Origin of the sequence: Halobaculum sp. MBLA0143 (genome assembly GCF_041361465.1) — an archaeon.
Lineage (GTDB): Archaea > Halobacteriota > Halobacteria > Halobacteriales > Haloferacaceae > JAHENP01.
Genome location: NZ_JBGKAC010000001.1, coordinates 1,714,804 through 1,729,736 on the forward strand (window position 1 = coordinate 1,714,804; position 14,933 = coordinate 1,729,736).

Annotated in this window: 14 protein-coding genes; 6 read left to right on the top strand and 8 right to left on the bottom strand. The window is 68.3% G+C overall.

The genetic code is table 11. The annotated features are described in order from the left end of the window. Nucleotides 1–226 precede the first annotated feature (226 nt). The 3 genes from glpK (at nt 227) to RYH79_RS08840 (ending at nt 4,144) form a co-directional block, all read left to right on the top strand. The gene (gene glpK / locus RYH79_RS08830) at nt 227–1,765 is read left to right on the top strand and encodes a glycerol kinase GlpK (RefSeq protein ID WP_370898242.1); all 1,539 of its coding nucleotides are present in this window, start codon (nt 227–229) and stop codon (nt 1,763–1,765) included. Further along, complete coding sequence (locus RYH79_RS08835; protein ID WP_370898244.1) at nt 1,762–2,853, top strand: DUF7973 family transport facilitator; 1,092 nt, start codon at nt 1,762–1,764, stop codon at nt 2,851–2,853. The genes glpK and RYH79_RS08835 overlap by 4 nt, the downstream gene beginning before the upstream one ends. Before the next feature lie 121 nt (nt 2,854–2,974). Beyond that, nucleotides 2,975–4,144, top strand: coding sequence for a Cdc6/Cdc18 family protein (locus RYH79_RS08840; RefSeq protein ID WP_370898246.1), 1,170 nt, complete (start codon nt 2,975–2,977; stop codon nt 4,142–4,144). 145 nt (nt 4,145–4,289) lie between these two features. Here RYH79_RS08840 and RYH79_RS08845 read toward each other — a convergent pair whose 3' ends face one another. Next, complete coding sequence (locus RYH79_RS08845) at nt 4,290–6,998, bottom strand: phosphoenolpyruvate carboxylase (RefSeq protein ID WP_370898248.1); 2,709 nt, start codon at nt 6,996–6,998, stop codon at nt 4,290–4,292. An 84-nt stretch (nt 6,999–7,082) separates the two neighbouring features. Next, nucleotides 7,083–7,838, bottom strand: a complete 756-nt coding sequence (locus RYH79_RS08850; protein ID WP_370898250.1) for a DUF2797 domain-containing protein — start codon at nt 7,836–7,838, stop codon at nt 7,083–7,085. A gap of 99 nt (nt 7,839–7,937) precedes the next feature. On the opposite strand from RYH79_RS08850, the gene RYH79_RS08855 reads away from it, so the two are divergent. Both RYH79_RS08855 and RYH79_RS08860 read left to right on the top strand, forming a co-directional pair. Beyond that, the gene (locus RYH79_RS08855; protein WP_370898252.1) at nt 7,938–8,069 is read left to right on the top strand and encodes a hypothetical protein; all 132 of its coding nucleotides are present in this window, start codon (nt 7,938–7,940) and stop codon (nt 8,067–8,069) included. Between the two features lie 185 nt (nt 8,070–8,254). After that, nucleotides 8,255–8,659: a ribbon-helix-helix domain-containing protein gene (locus RYH79_RS08860; RefSeq protein WP_370898254.1), complete on the top strand. Its 405-nt coding sequence runs from the start codon at nt 8,255–8,257 to the stop codon at nt 8,657–8,659. On the opposite strand, the gene RYH79_RS08865 is transcribed toward RYH79_RS08860, so the two are convergent. The 4 genes from RYH79_RS08865 to RYH79_RS08880 are packed head-to-tail and all read right to left on the bottom strand — an operon-like array spanning nt 8,660 to nt 13,663. Next, nucleotides 8,660–9,841 carry an ABC transporter permease gene (locus tag RYH79_RS08865; RefSeq protein WP_370898256.1) on the bottom strand — a complete coding sequence of 394 codons (1,182 nt, stop codon included), beginning with the start codon at nt 9,839–9,841 and terminating at the stop codon, nt 8,660–8,662. Then, nucleotides 9,838–11,004, bottom strand: coding sequence for an ABC transporter permease (locus RYH79_RS08870; protein ID WP_370898258.1), 1,167 nt, complete (start codon nt 11,002–11,004; stop codon nt 9,838–9,840). Before RYH79_RS08870 ends, RYH79_RS08865 begins: the two co-directional genes overlap by 4 nt. Next, on the bottom strand, nt 11,001–11,861 hold the full coding sequence (locus RYH79_RS08875; protein WP_370898259.1) for an ABC transporter ATP-binding protein: 861 nt from the start codon (nt 11,859–11,861) through the stop codon (nt 11,001–11,003). The genes RYH79_RS08870 and RYH79_RS08875 overlap by 4 nt, the downstream gene beginning before the upstream one ends. Before the next feature lie 5 nt (nt 11,862–11,866). Continuing rightward, nucleotides 11,867–13,663, bottom strand: coding sequence for a COG1361 family protein (locus tag RYH79_RS08880; protein WP_370898261.1), 1,797 nt, complete (start codon nt 13,661–13,663; stop codon nt 11,867–11,869). Nucleotides 13,664–13,798: 135 nt separating this feature from the next. Between RYH79_RS08880 and RYH79_RS08885 the strand changes: the two genes are divergently transcribed. Then, a complete protein-coding gene (locus RYH79_RS08885; RefSeq protein ID WP_370898263.1) occupies nt 13,799–14,035 on the top strand; it encodes a DUF8145 family protein in 237 nt (78 codons plus the stop codon). 444 nt (nt 14,036–14,479) lie between these two features. Here RYH79_RS08885 and RYH79_RS08890 read toward each other — a convergent pair whose 3' ends face one another. Both RYH79_RS08890 and RYH79_RS08895 read right to left on the bottom strand, forming a co-directional pair. Beyond that, nucleotides 14,480–14,611, bottom strand: a complete 132-nt coding sequence (locus tag RYH79_RS08890) for a hypothetical protein (protein ID WP_370898265.1) — start codon at nt 14,609–14,611, stop codon at nt 14,480–14,482. A gap of 59 nt (nt 14,612–14,670) precedes the next feature. Beyond that, a complete protein-coding gene (locus RYH79_RS08895) occupies nt 14,671–14,835 on the bottom strand; it encodes a hypothetical protein (RefSeq protein WP_370898267.1) in 165 nt (54 codons plus the stop codon). Between the last annotated feature and the right edge of the window lie 98 nt (nt 14,836–14,933).

The window sequence follows — 14,933 nt, forward strand, 5'->3', positions numbered from 1 at the left end:
AGACCGCGCGCGAGCCGAGCCCGGTGCGTACGCGCTGCCGAGGAGGGTAAAGAACGCTCGCTCTGGCGGGTAGAAACCGGTCTTTTCGCTTCGTGCAAACGATTCCCACGTCACTGAAGTGAAAATCTTCACTGACGGCCCCGCTTCGGCAGTAACTTTTATAATGATCCCTCAGAGTTGTCGGCGGTAAGCGAGCCCCACGGCGGGGGTCGCCAGGAGTCAACAGATGACAGACACGTACGTTGGCGCAATCGACCAGGGGACGACCGGCACGCGGTTCATGGTGTTCGACCACGACGGCCAGGTCGTCGGTAACGCATACGAGACACACGAACAGATCTACCCGGAGCCCGGCTGGGTCGAACACGACCCCGTCGAGATCTGGGAGAACACGGAAGAGGTGGTGCTCGCTGGCTTGGACGACGCCGGTGTGAGCGCAGACCAGCTGGCGGCGCTCGGAATCACCAATCAGCGCGAGACGACGATCGTCTGGGACCGGGAGACCGGTCGCCCGGTGTACAACGCGCTCGTCTGGCAGGACCGCCGGACGACCGATCGGGTCGAAGAGCTGGAGGCCGACGGTCTCGTGGAGGAGATCCGCGAGAAGACCGGGCTGGAGGCCGACGCCTACTTCTCGGCGACCAAGACGGAGTGGATCCTCGACAACGCGGAGCCGCTGAAGATGGAGAGCAGCCGGGCGCGTGACCTACGCGACCGGGCCCGCGACGGTGAACTGCTGATGGGCACCATCGACAGCTGGCTGATCTACAAGCTCACCGGGAACCACATCACCGACGTGACGAACGCCTCCCGGACGATGCTGTACGACATCGAGGCGATGGACTGGGACGAGGAACTGTTGGAGGAGTTCTCCGTCCCACAGGAGATGCTGCCGGAGGTTCGCCCCTCCGCCGACGAGGCGACGTACGGCGCGACGGACCCGGACGGGTTCCTGGGCGCCGAGGTGCCGGTCGCGGGTGCGCTGGGCGACCAACAGGCCGCGTTGTTCGGACAGACCTGCTTCGACGCCGGCGACGCCAAGAACACCTACGGCACCGGCTCCTTCTACCTCATGAACACGGGCGAGGAGGCGGTGTCGTCGGACAACGGCCTGCTGACGACCGTCGCGTTCCAGCTGTCGGGTGAGCCCGTCCAGTACGCGCTGGAGGGGTCGATCTTCGTCACCGGCGCCGCCATCGAGTTCCTAGAGGACATCGACCTGATCAACAACGCCGCACAGACGGCCGAACTGGCCTCTTCGGTCGACTCGACGGACGGGGTCTACATGGTGCCGGCGTTCACCGGGCTCGGCGCGCCTCACTGGGACGGCCGCGCCCGCGGGACGCTGGTCGGCATGACTCGCGGCACGGAGAAGGAACACATCGTCCGGGCCACTCTGGAGTCGATCGCCTACCAGACGCGCGACATCGGCGCCGCGATGGAGGCGGACTCCGGCGTCGAGACCACGACGCTGCGCGTCGACGGTGGCGCGGTGAAGAACGACTTCCTGTGTGGTCTCCAGGCGGACGTGCTCCAGACGGAGATCGCTCGCCCGGAGGTCGACGAGACGACGGCGCTGGGGTCGGCGTACGCCGCCGGGCTCGCCGTCGACTACTGGGAGGACCTGGACTCGCTGCGGTCGAACTGGCAGATCGACGAGACGTTCGAGCCGGATATGGACCCGGAGAAGGCCGACAGGATGTACGACCGCTGGGGTGACGCCGTCGAGCGTTCGCTGGACTGGGCACAGGAGGGTGACGAATGAGTCCGAGCCTGTTACTCCAGGTGCCGGTGTTCGGAATCGGTGTCGAACAGCTCCTGCTCCTGCTCGTCACGGCGCTCGCGGGCGGGGCGTTCGGCGCCGCCGTCGGCGCACTGCCGGCGTTCATCTTCACCGGGTTCGTCGTCTTCCTCGGCGAGGGAGTGGCGATCCTCCAGCGCGAGGTGGGCGCCGTCGCGGACATTCCGGCGGGTGAACTCGCTGCCGGGATCACCGGCGTAATCGGATTCGGGCCGATCACCGGGCCACACATCGCGTTCGCGGGCGGCGTCGCCGCCTCCGCGTACGCCGGCAAGAAGTACCCGGAGATGAACCCCGCAGACGAGGGCTACCACTTCGGGAAGGACATCACGTACGCCTTCGGGACGAAGCCGGACATCCTCGCCGTCGGCGCGATCTTCGGTGCGCTCGGGATGCTCCTGTTCCGGTTCCTCAACGGGTTGTTCATCAACGTCGTCGGCGTGATGCCGCCGACGGACTTCCTGGCCGTCTCCGTGTTCACGACGGCGTTCCTCGCGCGACCGGTGTTCGGCTACCCGCTCGTCGGCCGGCCGGCCGGCGACGGCCTGCTGGACATGGGGCCGTTCGAACGCGACGAGAAGCGGACGGCGACTGACGGCGGCGCCGTCTCCAGTCGCCCGGCGACGGAGCCGTGGCTCCCCCACCAGTACGAGTGGGCGGGCGTGACCGCAATCGGGCTCGTCGGTGGCGTACTCGCGGGGTTCATCTGGCTGGAGACGGGGAGCTTCTTCCTCGGCTACGGCCTGTCGGCGATCAGCCTGTTGTTCCTCAACCTGGGCGTCGAGAAGATCCCGGTGACACACCACATCACGCTGCTCGGCTCCGTCGGCGCCGCCGTTGCCGCTCCCGCCGTCGGGTTCGACCCGCTGATCGTCCTGGTCGGTGGGCTGTTCGGCGCCGCCAGCGCGCTCGTCGGTGAGGTGACCCAACGGATGTTCTACTCCCACTCGGGCACCCACGTCGACCCGCCGGCGATGGCGATCGGTATCATGATGCTGTTCGTCGGTGTCCTGGCGATTCTGGGGGTGTTGCCGAGCGCGGGCTACCTCTGAGCCCGCGGTACTCCCGACCGGGGTGACAACACATCGACACACACAGGCGTATCGGCGACGAGAGAGAGAGACGAGGCGCGGCCGAGACACACGTAGACCAACACACGGGGTCACGAGGACGATGGACATCGAGACGCGCGTGAGACGGCGGCGGACCGGGGGGGAGGAGACGGGGTTGATCGACCTGGAGGCGTTGTCGCCGGTCGCACACGTCCCGGAGCCGAGCGGCCGAGGACCGACACTGGAACGGTTGCTCGACCACCTCGACCCGGCGTTGGACGGCCGGCTCCCGCCGAACGCCTACGTGTACGGTCCGTTCGGCGCCGGGAAGTCGGCCGTCGTCCGAGCGTTGTTCGACCACCTCGCCGGTCTCTCGACGAAGGTGGGCGACATCGTCCACACGACCACCCGGGCGCGTACGCCGCCGGTGCCGTCGTTCGTGACCGTCGACACCCGGATCGCCGACAGCGAGTTCGGCTTCTACCACTCCGTCCTCGACGGGCTCGCCGACGAGGAGGTTCCCGAGCACGGCGTCGGAACGACACAACTGCGCGAACGCATCCACGAGCGGCTCGCCGACGCGACCGTCGGCGTCGTCGTCGCCGTCGACCACGTCGGCGAGCCGGGGAGTCTCTCGGGCGACCGGCTCGCGGAGCTGTTCGCCGGCCTCCCGAGCACGGTGTCGTGGCTCGCCGTCGGCCGTGACCCTCCCTCGGAGGTGTCGCTGACAGAGTACACCGCGCGGTCGATCCAGATCGACCGCTACGGCCGCCAGGCGCTCGTCGACGTGTTGACCGCCCGGGCGGACGACGGCACCGGGCGGCGGGTGTTGGCGTACGACCACGCTCGTCGGATCGCGGAGTGGGCCGACGGCAACGCACACCACGCGCTGGCGGCCGCGTTCGTCGCCGCCGACCGTGCCCGCCAGGACGGCCGGGCGACCGTGTCGGCGGCGGACGTGACGGGCGCCATCCGCGCCGTGCCGCGTGCGTCCGTCTCGCTCGGGCGGGTGCTGTCGCTGCCGGAGAACAGACGCCGGGTGTTGGCGGTCGTTGCCGCCCTCCCGGCAGACGAGCGCACCTCCGTGAGCACGACCACGGACGCGGTCGTCGACGACCCGTCCGTCGACCTGTCGGGGACGACCGTCCGGCGAGTGCTGTACGAACTGGCCGAGGTCGGGATCTTGGAACGGATCCAGGCGGAGGAGACGGCCGGGAAGGGCCGGCCGCCGAGCCGCGTGGAGGTCCGGTTCCCCGCCGTCGTGTTCCGTCGACTCACCCGCAGAGAGTAGCTCACCCGGTCGCCGTACTCTGCCGACCGGGAGTGGCTCACCCGGTCGCCGTGCTCTGCCGACCGGGAGTGGCTCACCCGGCCGCCGTGCTCTGCCGACCGGGAGTGGCTCACCCGGTCGCCGTGCTCTGCCGACCGGGAGTGGCTCACCCGGTGTTCTTCATCCCGGAGGCGATTCCAGTGACGGTGAGCCGCAGGGCGCGCTCCTCCACGTCCGTGAGGTGTGACCGCGAGAGCAGATCCACCTGGAGCAGACTCAACGGGTCGACGTACGGGTTCCGGCGGTCCAGCGTCTCCCGGAACCACTCCCGGTTCAGCGGCTCGTCTTCGTCCGTGACGACACCGACGAGCTCGAGGGCGCGGTCGTACTCCGCGCGGATCTCCGGGAAGAACCGTTCGCGGAGGTGGTCGGGCGCCAGGTCGGCGTACTCCGCGGCGATCTCCATCTCGACGCGCGCCAGCGACACGGAGACGTTGTCGATCGTCGTACGGAAGAACGGCCACTCCTCGTACATCTCCCGCAGCGTCGTCCGACGGGCGGCGGTGTCCACCGTCTCGTCGTCCGGGGCGAGGTAGGCGTCGATCCCGGCGGCGACGGAGAACCACCCCGGGATGATCGCCCGGGACTGCGTCCAGGAGAACACCCACGGGATCGCCCGGAGGTCCTCGACGGTGCGGTCGTCGCTCCGCGAGGCCGGCCGCGACCCCAGGTTCAGCTCCTCGATCACGCCGATCGGGGTCACCGTCTCGAAGAACTCGACGAACCCGTCCGTCTCCAACAACGAGCGGTAGCGCTCCCGGGCGGCCTCCGCCATCGTCGACATCGCGGCCCGCCACTCCTCGCCCACGGGCGGGGTGTCGCCTTCCATCGCGCGGAGCCGGGCGCGGATCTGGCCGTCCACCATCAGCCCGAGCTCTCGCCGGGCCACCTCCGGAGTGGCGAACTTCTCTGCGATGGCCTCCCCCTGTTCGGTGAACTTCACCTCCCCGGTGGCCGTCTCCGGCGGCAGTGCGAGTAAGGCGTCGTTCATCGGACCGCCGCCGCGGGAGATCGACCCCCCGCGGCCGTGGAACAGTCGGAGGTCCACGTCGAAGTCGTCGGCGACCCGAGCGAGCTGCCGGGCGTTGCGGTGGAGGTACCAGGAGGCCGCCAACGGCCCGTTCTCCTTGTTGGAGTCGGAGTAGCCCAGCATCACCTCCTGGGTGTCGCCGCGGGCCGCCAGTGCCGCCCCGTACGCCTCGTTCTCGAACAGCGTGCCGAGGATCTGCCTGGCGTTCGACAGCGCCGAAGCTGTCTCCAACAACGGCACCACGTCGATACCGCAGTGGTCCGGCAGCGACACCACGCCCGCGGCGTCCGCCAGGAACAACACCTCCAGGACGTGTGACACCTCCTCCGTCATCGAGATGCAGTAGGCGTCGATCGCCTCGACGCCGTACTCCGCCTGCCAGTCGGCCAGCGTGTCGAACCGCCGGGCGACCCGGGTCGCCGTGTCCGACAGCTCCTCGCGGTCCGTCAGCGAGACGACCGTCTCGTCGGCGACGATCGCGTCCGTGAGGAACCGTGTCCGTTCGGACTCCGACATGTTCGCGTAGTCGGCGTCCTCGCGGGCGAGGAGCTCCGTCACCGCCTCCGTGTGGTTCTGGCGGTGGTCACGCAGGTCCAGCGGCGCGAGGACGAACCCGAACGTCTCCACGCGCCGGGCCAACGGCGCCACTTCCTCGCGGGCGACGGCTGTCAGGCCGTTCGCCCGGAGGTCCGCCGCCAGCGTCTCCACCGCCTGGAGGAACTCGTCCGAGTCGTCGTAGCCCCCTGGGCGAGGGTCGTCCACCCGGGCCACCCGTTCGCGGACGACGGCGACGAACGCCCGGTGTGGCTCGCCCGGGTACGCCTCCGCGGCGCGCTCGGCGACCGTCGGCAACGCCTCTCGGTGGGCCGTCTGCACCCGTTCGAACGCCTCCGTGTGTTCGATCCGGTCACTGTCGCCGCTGACCGCCCCCGCCAGCGCCGCCAGCTCCTCGTCGTACCGTTCCAACACGGCCGTCCGTTGACTCGCCAGCGTCTCGCTGGTCGTCTCGACGGTGACGTACGGGTTGCCGTCACGGTCGGAGCCCGCCCACGACCGGAACGACAGCACGGACGGGACGGAGAGGTCGGCCCCGTGCTCGGCCAGCCGGTCGGAGAGGTCCGTGTACAGCTCCGGCAACACGTCGTACAACGGCCCCTCCAGGTACCACCGGACGTTGCGCGCCTCGTCGCCGGGCGTCGGCCGTCGCTCGCGCACCTGACGGGTCGACCAGAGGCTCTCGACGACTGCCTCCACGTCCGCCCAGACGGCCGCCTCCTCCTCGTCCGTCAGCCGGCGCTCGTCCAACTCTCGGACCGCGTCCGCGACCCGACGGAGCTTCGCTTTCACAGTCTTGCGGCGGGCCTCGGTCGGGTGAGCCGTGAACGTCGGCTCGACGGACACGTCCGCAAGCGCCTGCCGCGCTACCTCCGGGTCGGCGTCCGCGAGCGCGGCCGCGGCCGCGTCGACGCCGTCGGGCAGCTCCTCCGCCGCCCGTCCGGCCCGCACCGTCCGGACCCGCTGGCGTTCCTCGGCGAGGTTGACCAACTCGAAGTAGCTCCCGAACGTCCGGGCGACCGTCCGGGCCGTCTCCGGATCCAGCCCGGAGAGTCGTTCGCGCAGCGGATCACGGCTGTCGAGCTCCCCACGACGGTAGTCGATCGCGTCCGTCCGCAGTCCCTCGACCGTCTCGAACGCCTCCCGCGAAGCCTGCCGCTCTACCACGTCGCCCAGCAGCGCCGCGAGCTCCCGTACGTCGTCTCTGATCGACCGATCACTGTGTGACACCTGTTGACACCTGTGAAGTAACGTTCGGGGCATTCCACTCAAAAGGCTTCCTCTGAGGCGAGAATTTGCCGTCCCGTCTGGCGGTCAGAACGCACCCAGGCTGGACTGGAGCTGTCGGTCGTCCGTCTCCGACCGGAGCTCGTAGCCGACGAGATCCCGGAGGTCGACGGCGTACGCCGTCCCGCTGCGGTCCAACACGGCCACGCGGCCACGGGCACCCCGGACGGTGCCGCTGGCGAGCGTCTCCGCCACCGGGCGCTCGTCCAACGACAGCCCGTAGTCGAAGGTGAACGTCTCTCGCGGGTCGAACTCCGACAGCAGTTCCGTCCAGGCCGTCTCGTCGACGGCACGGCCGAGCCCGTCGACCTTCGTCGACACCCGGACGCGGTCGGACATCGTCTCCGCGACCCCGGCTTCGATCTCGCGGGCGATCCGGCCGTTCTCGACCGTCCGGAGGTGAGCGGCCCTGACGGCACCCTGTTCGCGCAGCCGGGTCTCCAGCCGTTCGCGCCGGGTGACCCCGACTTTGAACGCCGCCGGCGGGAACGCCGCGAGGTAGATCGCGTGGTCGTCGTAACAGTCCATCTCGTCTTTGAGACACGTTCCGGTGCAGCGAGCACACACCCACGTCGACGTGTGGTGGTCGCAGTGTGGCGCCGCCGGAGCGTCACACGACCGGTGTCCACCGTCGGTGACGACCCCGGCACAGTGGCGCTCCCCCAGCGACCACGACAGCTCCCGACCGGGCTCCAACGGCTCGAACGTCACCTGCCGCTCGCCGTCGCGCTCGCGGGCGACGTACAGTCCCGTCTCCGGGGTGGCGTAGCCGACGACCTGCACGTTCCAGAGTACGGCGTCGTCGGTCAAATGCGTGTCTATCCGACCCACCCCGACAGCGGACGGGCAAAGTACTTGTCGTCGGCCGGTAGACGTGTGGGCGTGACACCGACGACGCTCGTCGCCACCACGACCACCTCGACGGGGACGGCCGTCGGTGCGGCCGGCTTCGGATTCGTCGTCGCGGTGGTCGCCGTCGCGGTGGCGGCACTGCTGTCCCGACGCCGAGAGTGAGTGGCGTGGCCTCCGGGCGCACCGATATCGTCAGTTTCGCGTCTGCCGCGCGTCTGCTCGGCGTCTGACGCCCGTCTGACGCCGTGAAAACCGCCAGCAGGCGTCGGAGCGGGCTGACGGGCCAGTGGGGCGTCCTCCCCCGAACTTTCTTTACCGCACGCCGTGAATCTCCGGTAGAGACGAGTATGGCGAAGGACACCGTGCGGTACCCCGACGAGGTCGTCGACGAGATCGACAGTCTCGTCGAGAACGGGGTGTTCGAGAGCAAGTCGGAGTTCTATCGCTTCTCCGCCGAGTACGTCCTGGCGCTCGTCGACGACGAGTACGACCCCTCCACGTTCAACTACGGAGAGCTGAAGGACGAACTCGACTTGGACGAACAACCGCGGCTGTTGGGAGCCGACGGCGGCCGAGACTTCCTCGACGCCGTCATCACGGTGCGACAGTACGGGCTCCGCAACGACTTCGAGGCCGCAGAGGCGTACATCGACGAGAACTACGACGCCACGGACCGCCCGGGGATGATTCTCGAAGAGCTGTTGCGGGTGTACCGTGACCGCGCGGACGAGAACGGGCCGGCCGGGCTCTGACTACCCCCGGAGCGCCTCCACCGGCCGGTCGTTGGCCGCCCGCCAAGCCGGGTAGATCCCGGCGATCAGACTGATCAACACTCCGAACACCGCCGAGCCACCGAGGTACAGCAACGCCTCCCGGGTGAACGCGAACGGACCACCGAGGAAGATCTGGTTGGCGATCATCGTCGCCACGGTCGCCAACACCACCCCGACGGCCGTGCCGATGGCGCCCAGCATCGCCGACTCCACCAACAACACCCGCAACACGTCGCCGCGCTGGTAGCCGACGGCCCGTAAGACGCCGATCTCCTCCCGGCGCTTGATGACGGCCATCAGCATCGTGTTGGCGATGGCGACGCCGGCCACGATCAACGAGATCGACCCCAGCGCAACCAGGAACAGGTTGATCGAGTTGACAAGGTTCTTGAAGAAGTTGACGAGCGACGACAGCTCTAGGATGAACAGCTCGGACTCCCGCCCGTTGAACTCCCGGTCCAGTTCGTCGGCGATCGACTCGGCGGCGGTCGCGTCCGCCGCCGCGATCTGCACCTCCGTGAAGGCGTCCGCCGGAGCCTGCTCCATCGGGAGGAACACCTCGCTGGCGCCGAACTGACTCGTCGGCGCCAACACGGCAGACACTCGGTAGGTGCGCTTGCGGGTGACCGTCTGGCCGCCGAGATCCTCTTCGACGAACAACGTGATCCGGTCACCGACGCCCAGCCGGTGCTCGCGGGCGAACTCGTCGCGGATCACGACGCTGTTGCGCCAGTTGACCGGCAGTTCCCCGCGGCCGATCTCGTACAACACCCGAGGGTCTTCCGTGTACGTCGTGCTCACGTCCGTCCGTCGGCCGGCACGCTCCCGGAACTGTGCGCTCCCGCCGTAGTTGCCGACCACCCCCTCGGCACCGACCGTCTCGCGGATCGCGAGGAGCTCCTCGCGGTCGAACGTGCGGTCGTCCGCGTCGAAGCCCGGCTGGACGTAGACGTTGTTGGCGCCCTGATCCTGAATCAGCTCGAACGTGCTCTGCTTGAACGCGACGCTGCCGCCGCCGATGGCGCCGATGGCGACGACACCGATGACGATCGCCAGCGCCGCCAACGCCGACCGGGTCTTCGCCCGCGAGATGTTCCGGCGGGCGATCACGAGCGCCGGGACGCGGCCGAACAACCGGTACAACAGACCGTCTCCGCTCATCCTAACGCCTCCACGGGTCGTTTGTTCGCCGCCCGCCAGGCGGGGTACAGTCCGCCCACGAGGGCGGTCAACACGCCGAACGCGACGCCGACGCCGATGTACCACAGGCCGGTCTCGGTGAACGCCAACGGATTGCCGACGAGCAGTTCGTTGGCGACGACACCGACACCGAGCGCCACGGGCGCGCCGATGGCGACACCGAGGACGCCCAGCAACGTCGCCTCCGCGACGAGCAGCCGGACGACCGCGAACTTCGAGTAGCCCACCGCACGCAGGACGCCGATCTCACCCTCGCGCTCGATGGCGGACATCAGCATCGTGTTGGCGATGGTCACCGCGGCGACCAGGAGCGAGATCCCGCTGATCCCCAGCAGGAACTGGTTGATCAGTTCGAACTGCTGTTCCTGTTGCTCCTTCCGGCTCTGGCTCGTCGTCACGGAGACGGTGTCTTGCCGGCCGTTCAGCTCCGACCGGACGTTCTCGGCGACCGTCTCGATCCCGGCGACCTGGACGTTCGCCTGGATGATGAGCCGGTCGTACGTCTCTCGGTCGAACTGGGAGTTGGGGACGAACACGCTGCGGTCGGCCCGCAACGGGTCACCACTCCCCTGTTCTTTCAGCACCGCCGAGACGCGGTACTCCTTGTCGATCTCGCCGACGAGCCGGAGCTTGTCGCCGACGGACACGTCGTTCGAGTCGGCGAACCCCGAGCCGACGACCACCGTCCGGTCGAAGTTCTCCGGAATCTCACCCGCCTTCGCCTCGTAGAACTTCGACGGATCGTCGATTCCGGTCGAGCTGGCGAAGACGATCGGGTCGCCGTCCGGACCGTTCACGAGCCCGTTGAACGAGCGTGTCTTGACGATCTCACCGCTGCCGGCCGCCTGTCGAATGCGGTTGATCTCCTGTTCGTCGAACGTCCGGCCCCCGGGGTCGCCCGGGCGAAACACCGGCGTCACCGTCGCCGTCCCGCCGAACCCCTCGTAGGCCGCCAGTTGGTCCTGTTTGAACGCCTCGCCGCCGACGCCGATCCCGCCGATTGCGACGACGCCGATGACGATCGCCAGCACCGCCAGCGCCGAACGGGTGGTCGCACGCGAGACGTTCCGACGTGCCAGCACGACCGTCGGAACCTGTGCCGTCAGTCGCCGGAGCAGACTCACCCCGTGTCACCCCCGTCCGGCTCTGGGCCTCTGGCAGCGCCCTGTGCGGCGTCACCGCTCTCGCGGAGTTCACCGTCGATCAGGTTGACTACGCGGTCTGCGGCCTGTGCGACGTAGTCGTCGTGGGTGACGGTCACTACCGCCACTCCCTCCTCCTCCCGGAGCTCGTCGAACAGGTCGAGGATCTGGTCGCCGGTGTCGCGGTCGAGGTTCCCGGTCGGCTCGTCTGCCAACAACAGTTGCGGGTCGTTGATGAGCGACCGCGCGATGGCGACGCGTTGCTTCTGTCCGCCCGACAGCTCGTCCGGGTAGTGGTCCAGTCGGTCACCGAGTCCGACGCGTTCCAACAGCTCCGTGGCCCGCCGACGAGTCTTCTCCGGCGTCCGGTCGAGCATCCGCGGCATCTCGACGTTCTCCAGGGCCGTCAGCGTCGGGATCAGGTAGAAGCTCTGGAAGACGAAGCCGATCACCTGTTTGCGCTGGCGGGTGCGCTCGGCGTCGTCGAACGACGCCACGTCTCGCCCCTCCAGCGTCACCTCGCCGCGGGTCGGCACGTCGAGGAGTCCCAGGAGGTTCAACAACGTCGACTTCCCGCTGCCGGAGGGACCGACGACGGCGACGAAGTCGCCCGGGGCGATTCCGAAGTCGATCCCCTTCAGCGCTCTGACGAGCTGGTCACCCGTCTGGTACTCCTTGACGACGTTGCGCCCGCGGAGGATGGAGTCGTCCGGGATGACTGCCTCCACGTCGCCGGCCGACTTCCGGTCGAACCCGCCGGTGGCCGGGGCGTCGTCCCCGGCTGACTCCGTCCCACCGTCCGCGCGTGTCGCGTCGTCCGTCGGTTCGTCTCCCGGCACGAGAGTCACCCCCGAACCCGGTACGCGACCGCCAACACGATCACGAGTACGCCCACGGCCGCAATGGGGATAAGCGGAACGCCCCCACCGCTGCTCGACGAGCGGCTCGGCCGTTGGATCGTCTGTCGCTGGACGGGGACCTCCGCCGTGAGTGTCTTCTCGACGTTGTCGACCACGTACGTCACCTCAACGGGGAGCGTAGAGACGTTCTCGCCGGCCGTCGTCGACACCGTGAACGACGAGAAGTCGCTGGCGTCGACGCCGCCGACGAAGTAGTCCGTCCCGGTCACGTCCGCCGAGTCGGGGATCGTCACCACGACGGAGTCGACCGACTCCGATCCGACGTTGCTCGCGGTCGCCGACAACTCGACGGTGTCGCCGCGCGCGACCGCCTCGACGCCGGTCAGTGTGATCTGCCCGGGGTTCGAGGGCGCACTGAAGTCCGCCTGGAACGTTCGAGTGACGCGCTGTTGCACACCGTCGTCACGGTACACCAGCGTCACGTTCACCGGGTAGTTGCCGGCCTCCTCGGCGACCGCCGAGAACTGGAGCTGTGTGGTCCCGCCGGCCTGGAGCGTCGACCGCACCTGCTCGTTCGAGTTGAACCTCACTGCCGGTGAAGACACCGTCACGCCCACCTGGCGTACGCCCTGCTCCAGCCCGTTGGCGACCGTGACGTTCACCGATCGGGTCGCTCCGGGGACTGCCTCCTGTACGTCCAGCTGGAGCTGTGGGTGCTCCGTCGGTTCGACGTCCGAACTGAAGTCCGTCTGCAGCTCGTAGTCCACCCCACGGCGCTCACCGTCGGTCGTGTACGCGAGCTCGATTCTGACCGGGAGGCTCGTCTCCGCCTCCGGCGTGACCGTGAACTCGAACGTCTCGGTCGCGCCGCCCGACACCGCAGCCGACACCCGACGCGTGTCACTCACGTCGATCCGGTCACCCGCGAGTCGTAGCTCCACGTTGCGGACTGTCTGCTCCAGCCCGTTCGAGAGGTTGACCGAGACCGTCCGGGACTCTCCCGGCTCGCCCGCTTCGGTGTCGACCGCCACCTGCGGGTGCTCCACGTCGCTCGTCGGCGTGAAGTCGGGCGTGAGCTCGTACGTCGTCTCACGCCGGTCGCCCTCGTAGGTGTAACGGACAGTCACGTTCACCGGCTGAGTCGTCTCCGCGGCCGGCGTCGTGCGGAAGTCGAACGACATCGACGCGCCCGTGCCGATCGTCGCCACGACGCGCCGCGGGTTGCGAATCTCCACGGTGTCGCTGTCCACGGTCAACTCCACGTTGTTGACGGCCGCCTCCAGCCCGTTGGAGACGCCGACGGTCATCGTCTGGTCGTCACCCGGCAGCGCCGCGTCCGTCGACACGTCCGTCTGCGGGTGGCCCTCGATCACCTGGACCGTCACCGGCTGGACCAGAACCCGCCGGTCGCCCGTCCCGTCGCGGAAGATCAGCCGAACGAACACCTCGTGGGTGCCCGACTCGTTGAGTGTCGCGTCGACGTCGACCGTCGTTCTAGTGCCGGGACCGATCCCGGCACGGTACCCCTCCTCGGAGACGAGGTCCGCGTTCGGCCCGGAGCCGCGTCGCACCTCCGCCTCCACGAGTCGGTAGTCCGTCGTCGTGTCACTGGAGGAACTGATCGTCGTCTGTATCGTGAACTCCTCTTCTGGGACCGGCTGTGACGGCTCCACCGCCGTCGAGACCGAGACGAAGCCGTCCGCCGCCGCCGGAGCCGTCCCGGCGGGGATCGCCGCCGCCATCAGTACTAGTGTCAGTACGGGAACGAGACTGCGTTGCATCTCTCGGATACCTCTCCGTCACTGTTCTCTATAAACCGGAGCCGAGGAATTCACCCCCCGTGAACACGGGAAACGCTTAACAGTCTCCGGTAGCCCGTCGGGTTACTTTTCACCGCCCCGAACCTCTCCCGGCGTATGTCGGATCCGAGTGACGGCGACGACCCGACCGTCCCGCCTGCCGGCACCGGTGCCTGCCACGAACCGGGTGACTCGCCAGACGACTGTCCCGTCTGTGGTGACGGTTACCACTCCGTCACCGACCACACCGGCGGGCTCATGGTCAACCTCGAACCCAACGAACGGTTCGACCGGGTCTGCTTCCAGCCCGTCGGCGGCGGCGACGAGCCGAAGATTCGGTTCTTTCACCACTGACCGGTCTTCTCTCCGTCGGGTGCGCGCCTGCGGCGCCCACCACTCACGGTAAAAAGCTCGAGCAAAAAGAGCGCTCGCTCGGCCCTACGGGCCTCGCTCGCGTCCCGATTCCAGTGCTGTCCCGCACCGCCACCGCACCGCTACCGCTCCACGACTGATCTTCTCGGAGTCGTCCGCGCTCCCCTCGCTCGTATCGAGCGGGTCACGGATCGTGGCCGTACTGATTCGATCCGTGGCGGGACCGGACAACGTCGGAGACGGGAGTCTCACTCGCCGTCCCGATCTGTGACGGTCTCCGCCCGTGCTTCGATCGTGTCTAGATCGCGGTCGTACGCGGTCGGACGAGGGCCGGCTCCGATACAGTACAGCGTCGATCCGTCACGGACGAAGAAGAGTCGAAAGTCGCCCTGTCGGCGTCTGTAGAGTTCCTCGTCGTCTGTGTCGTCAGAATCTCCACCGCGTCAGTCGGCGACCGGTCCCAACTGTGAGTTTCTCCTCCAGGTCGCCGATGTCTTCGAGAACCTCGGCAGTGACTTCGTCGGTGAAGACATCACCGGACAGGTCGTCTGCAGTCACTCTTCGATAACGACGACGGGTTCGACTCCGGTCGTGCTGCACCCCTCCGACCGGGGGAGTCAGAGGTCCAGGCGGTCCCGGAGTTCGTCGGTCGTGCAGGTGTCCTCCTCGTCGAGCGCGTCGAGATCGATCTGGTCGACTCGCTCGGAGAGCGTGTCGCCGTTCCCGAGGAGCACCTCGTCGGGGCCTTCCTCGGGCTCGGCGTCCTCCGAGTCGACTGCCATACATCACCGCTGCCGTCTCCATTTGTAATCTCTGGGGCCCGTCGTTACTGCGGACTGATACACGAGCGGTGGCTCACCGTGCGGACTGTCCGCGTGCG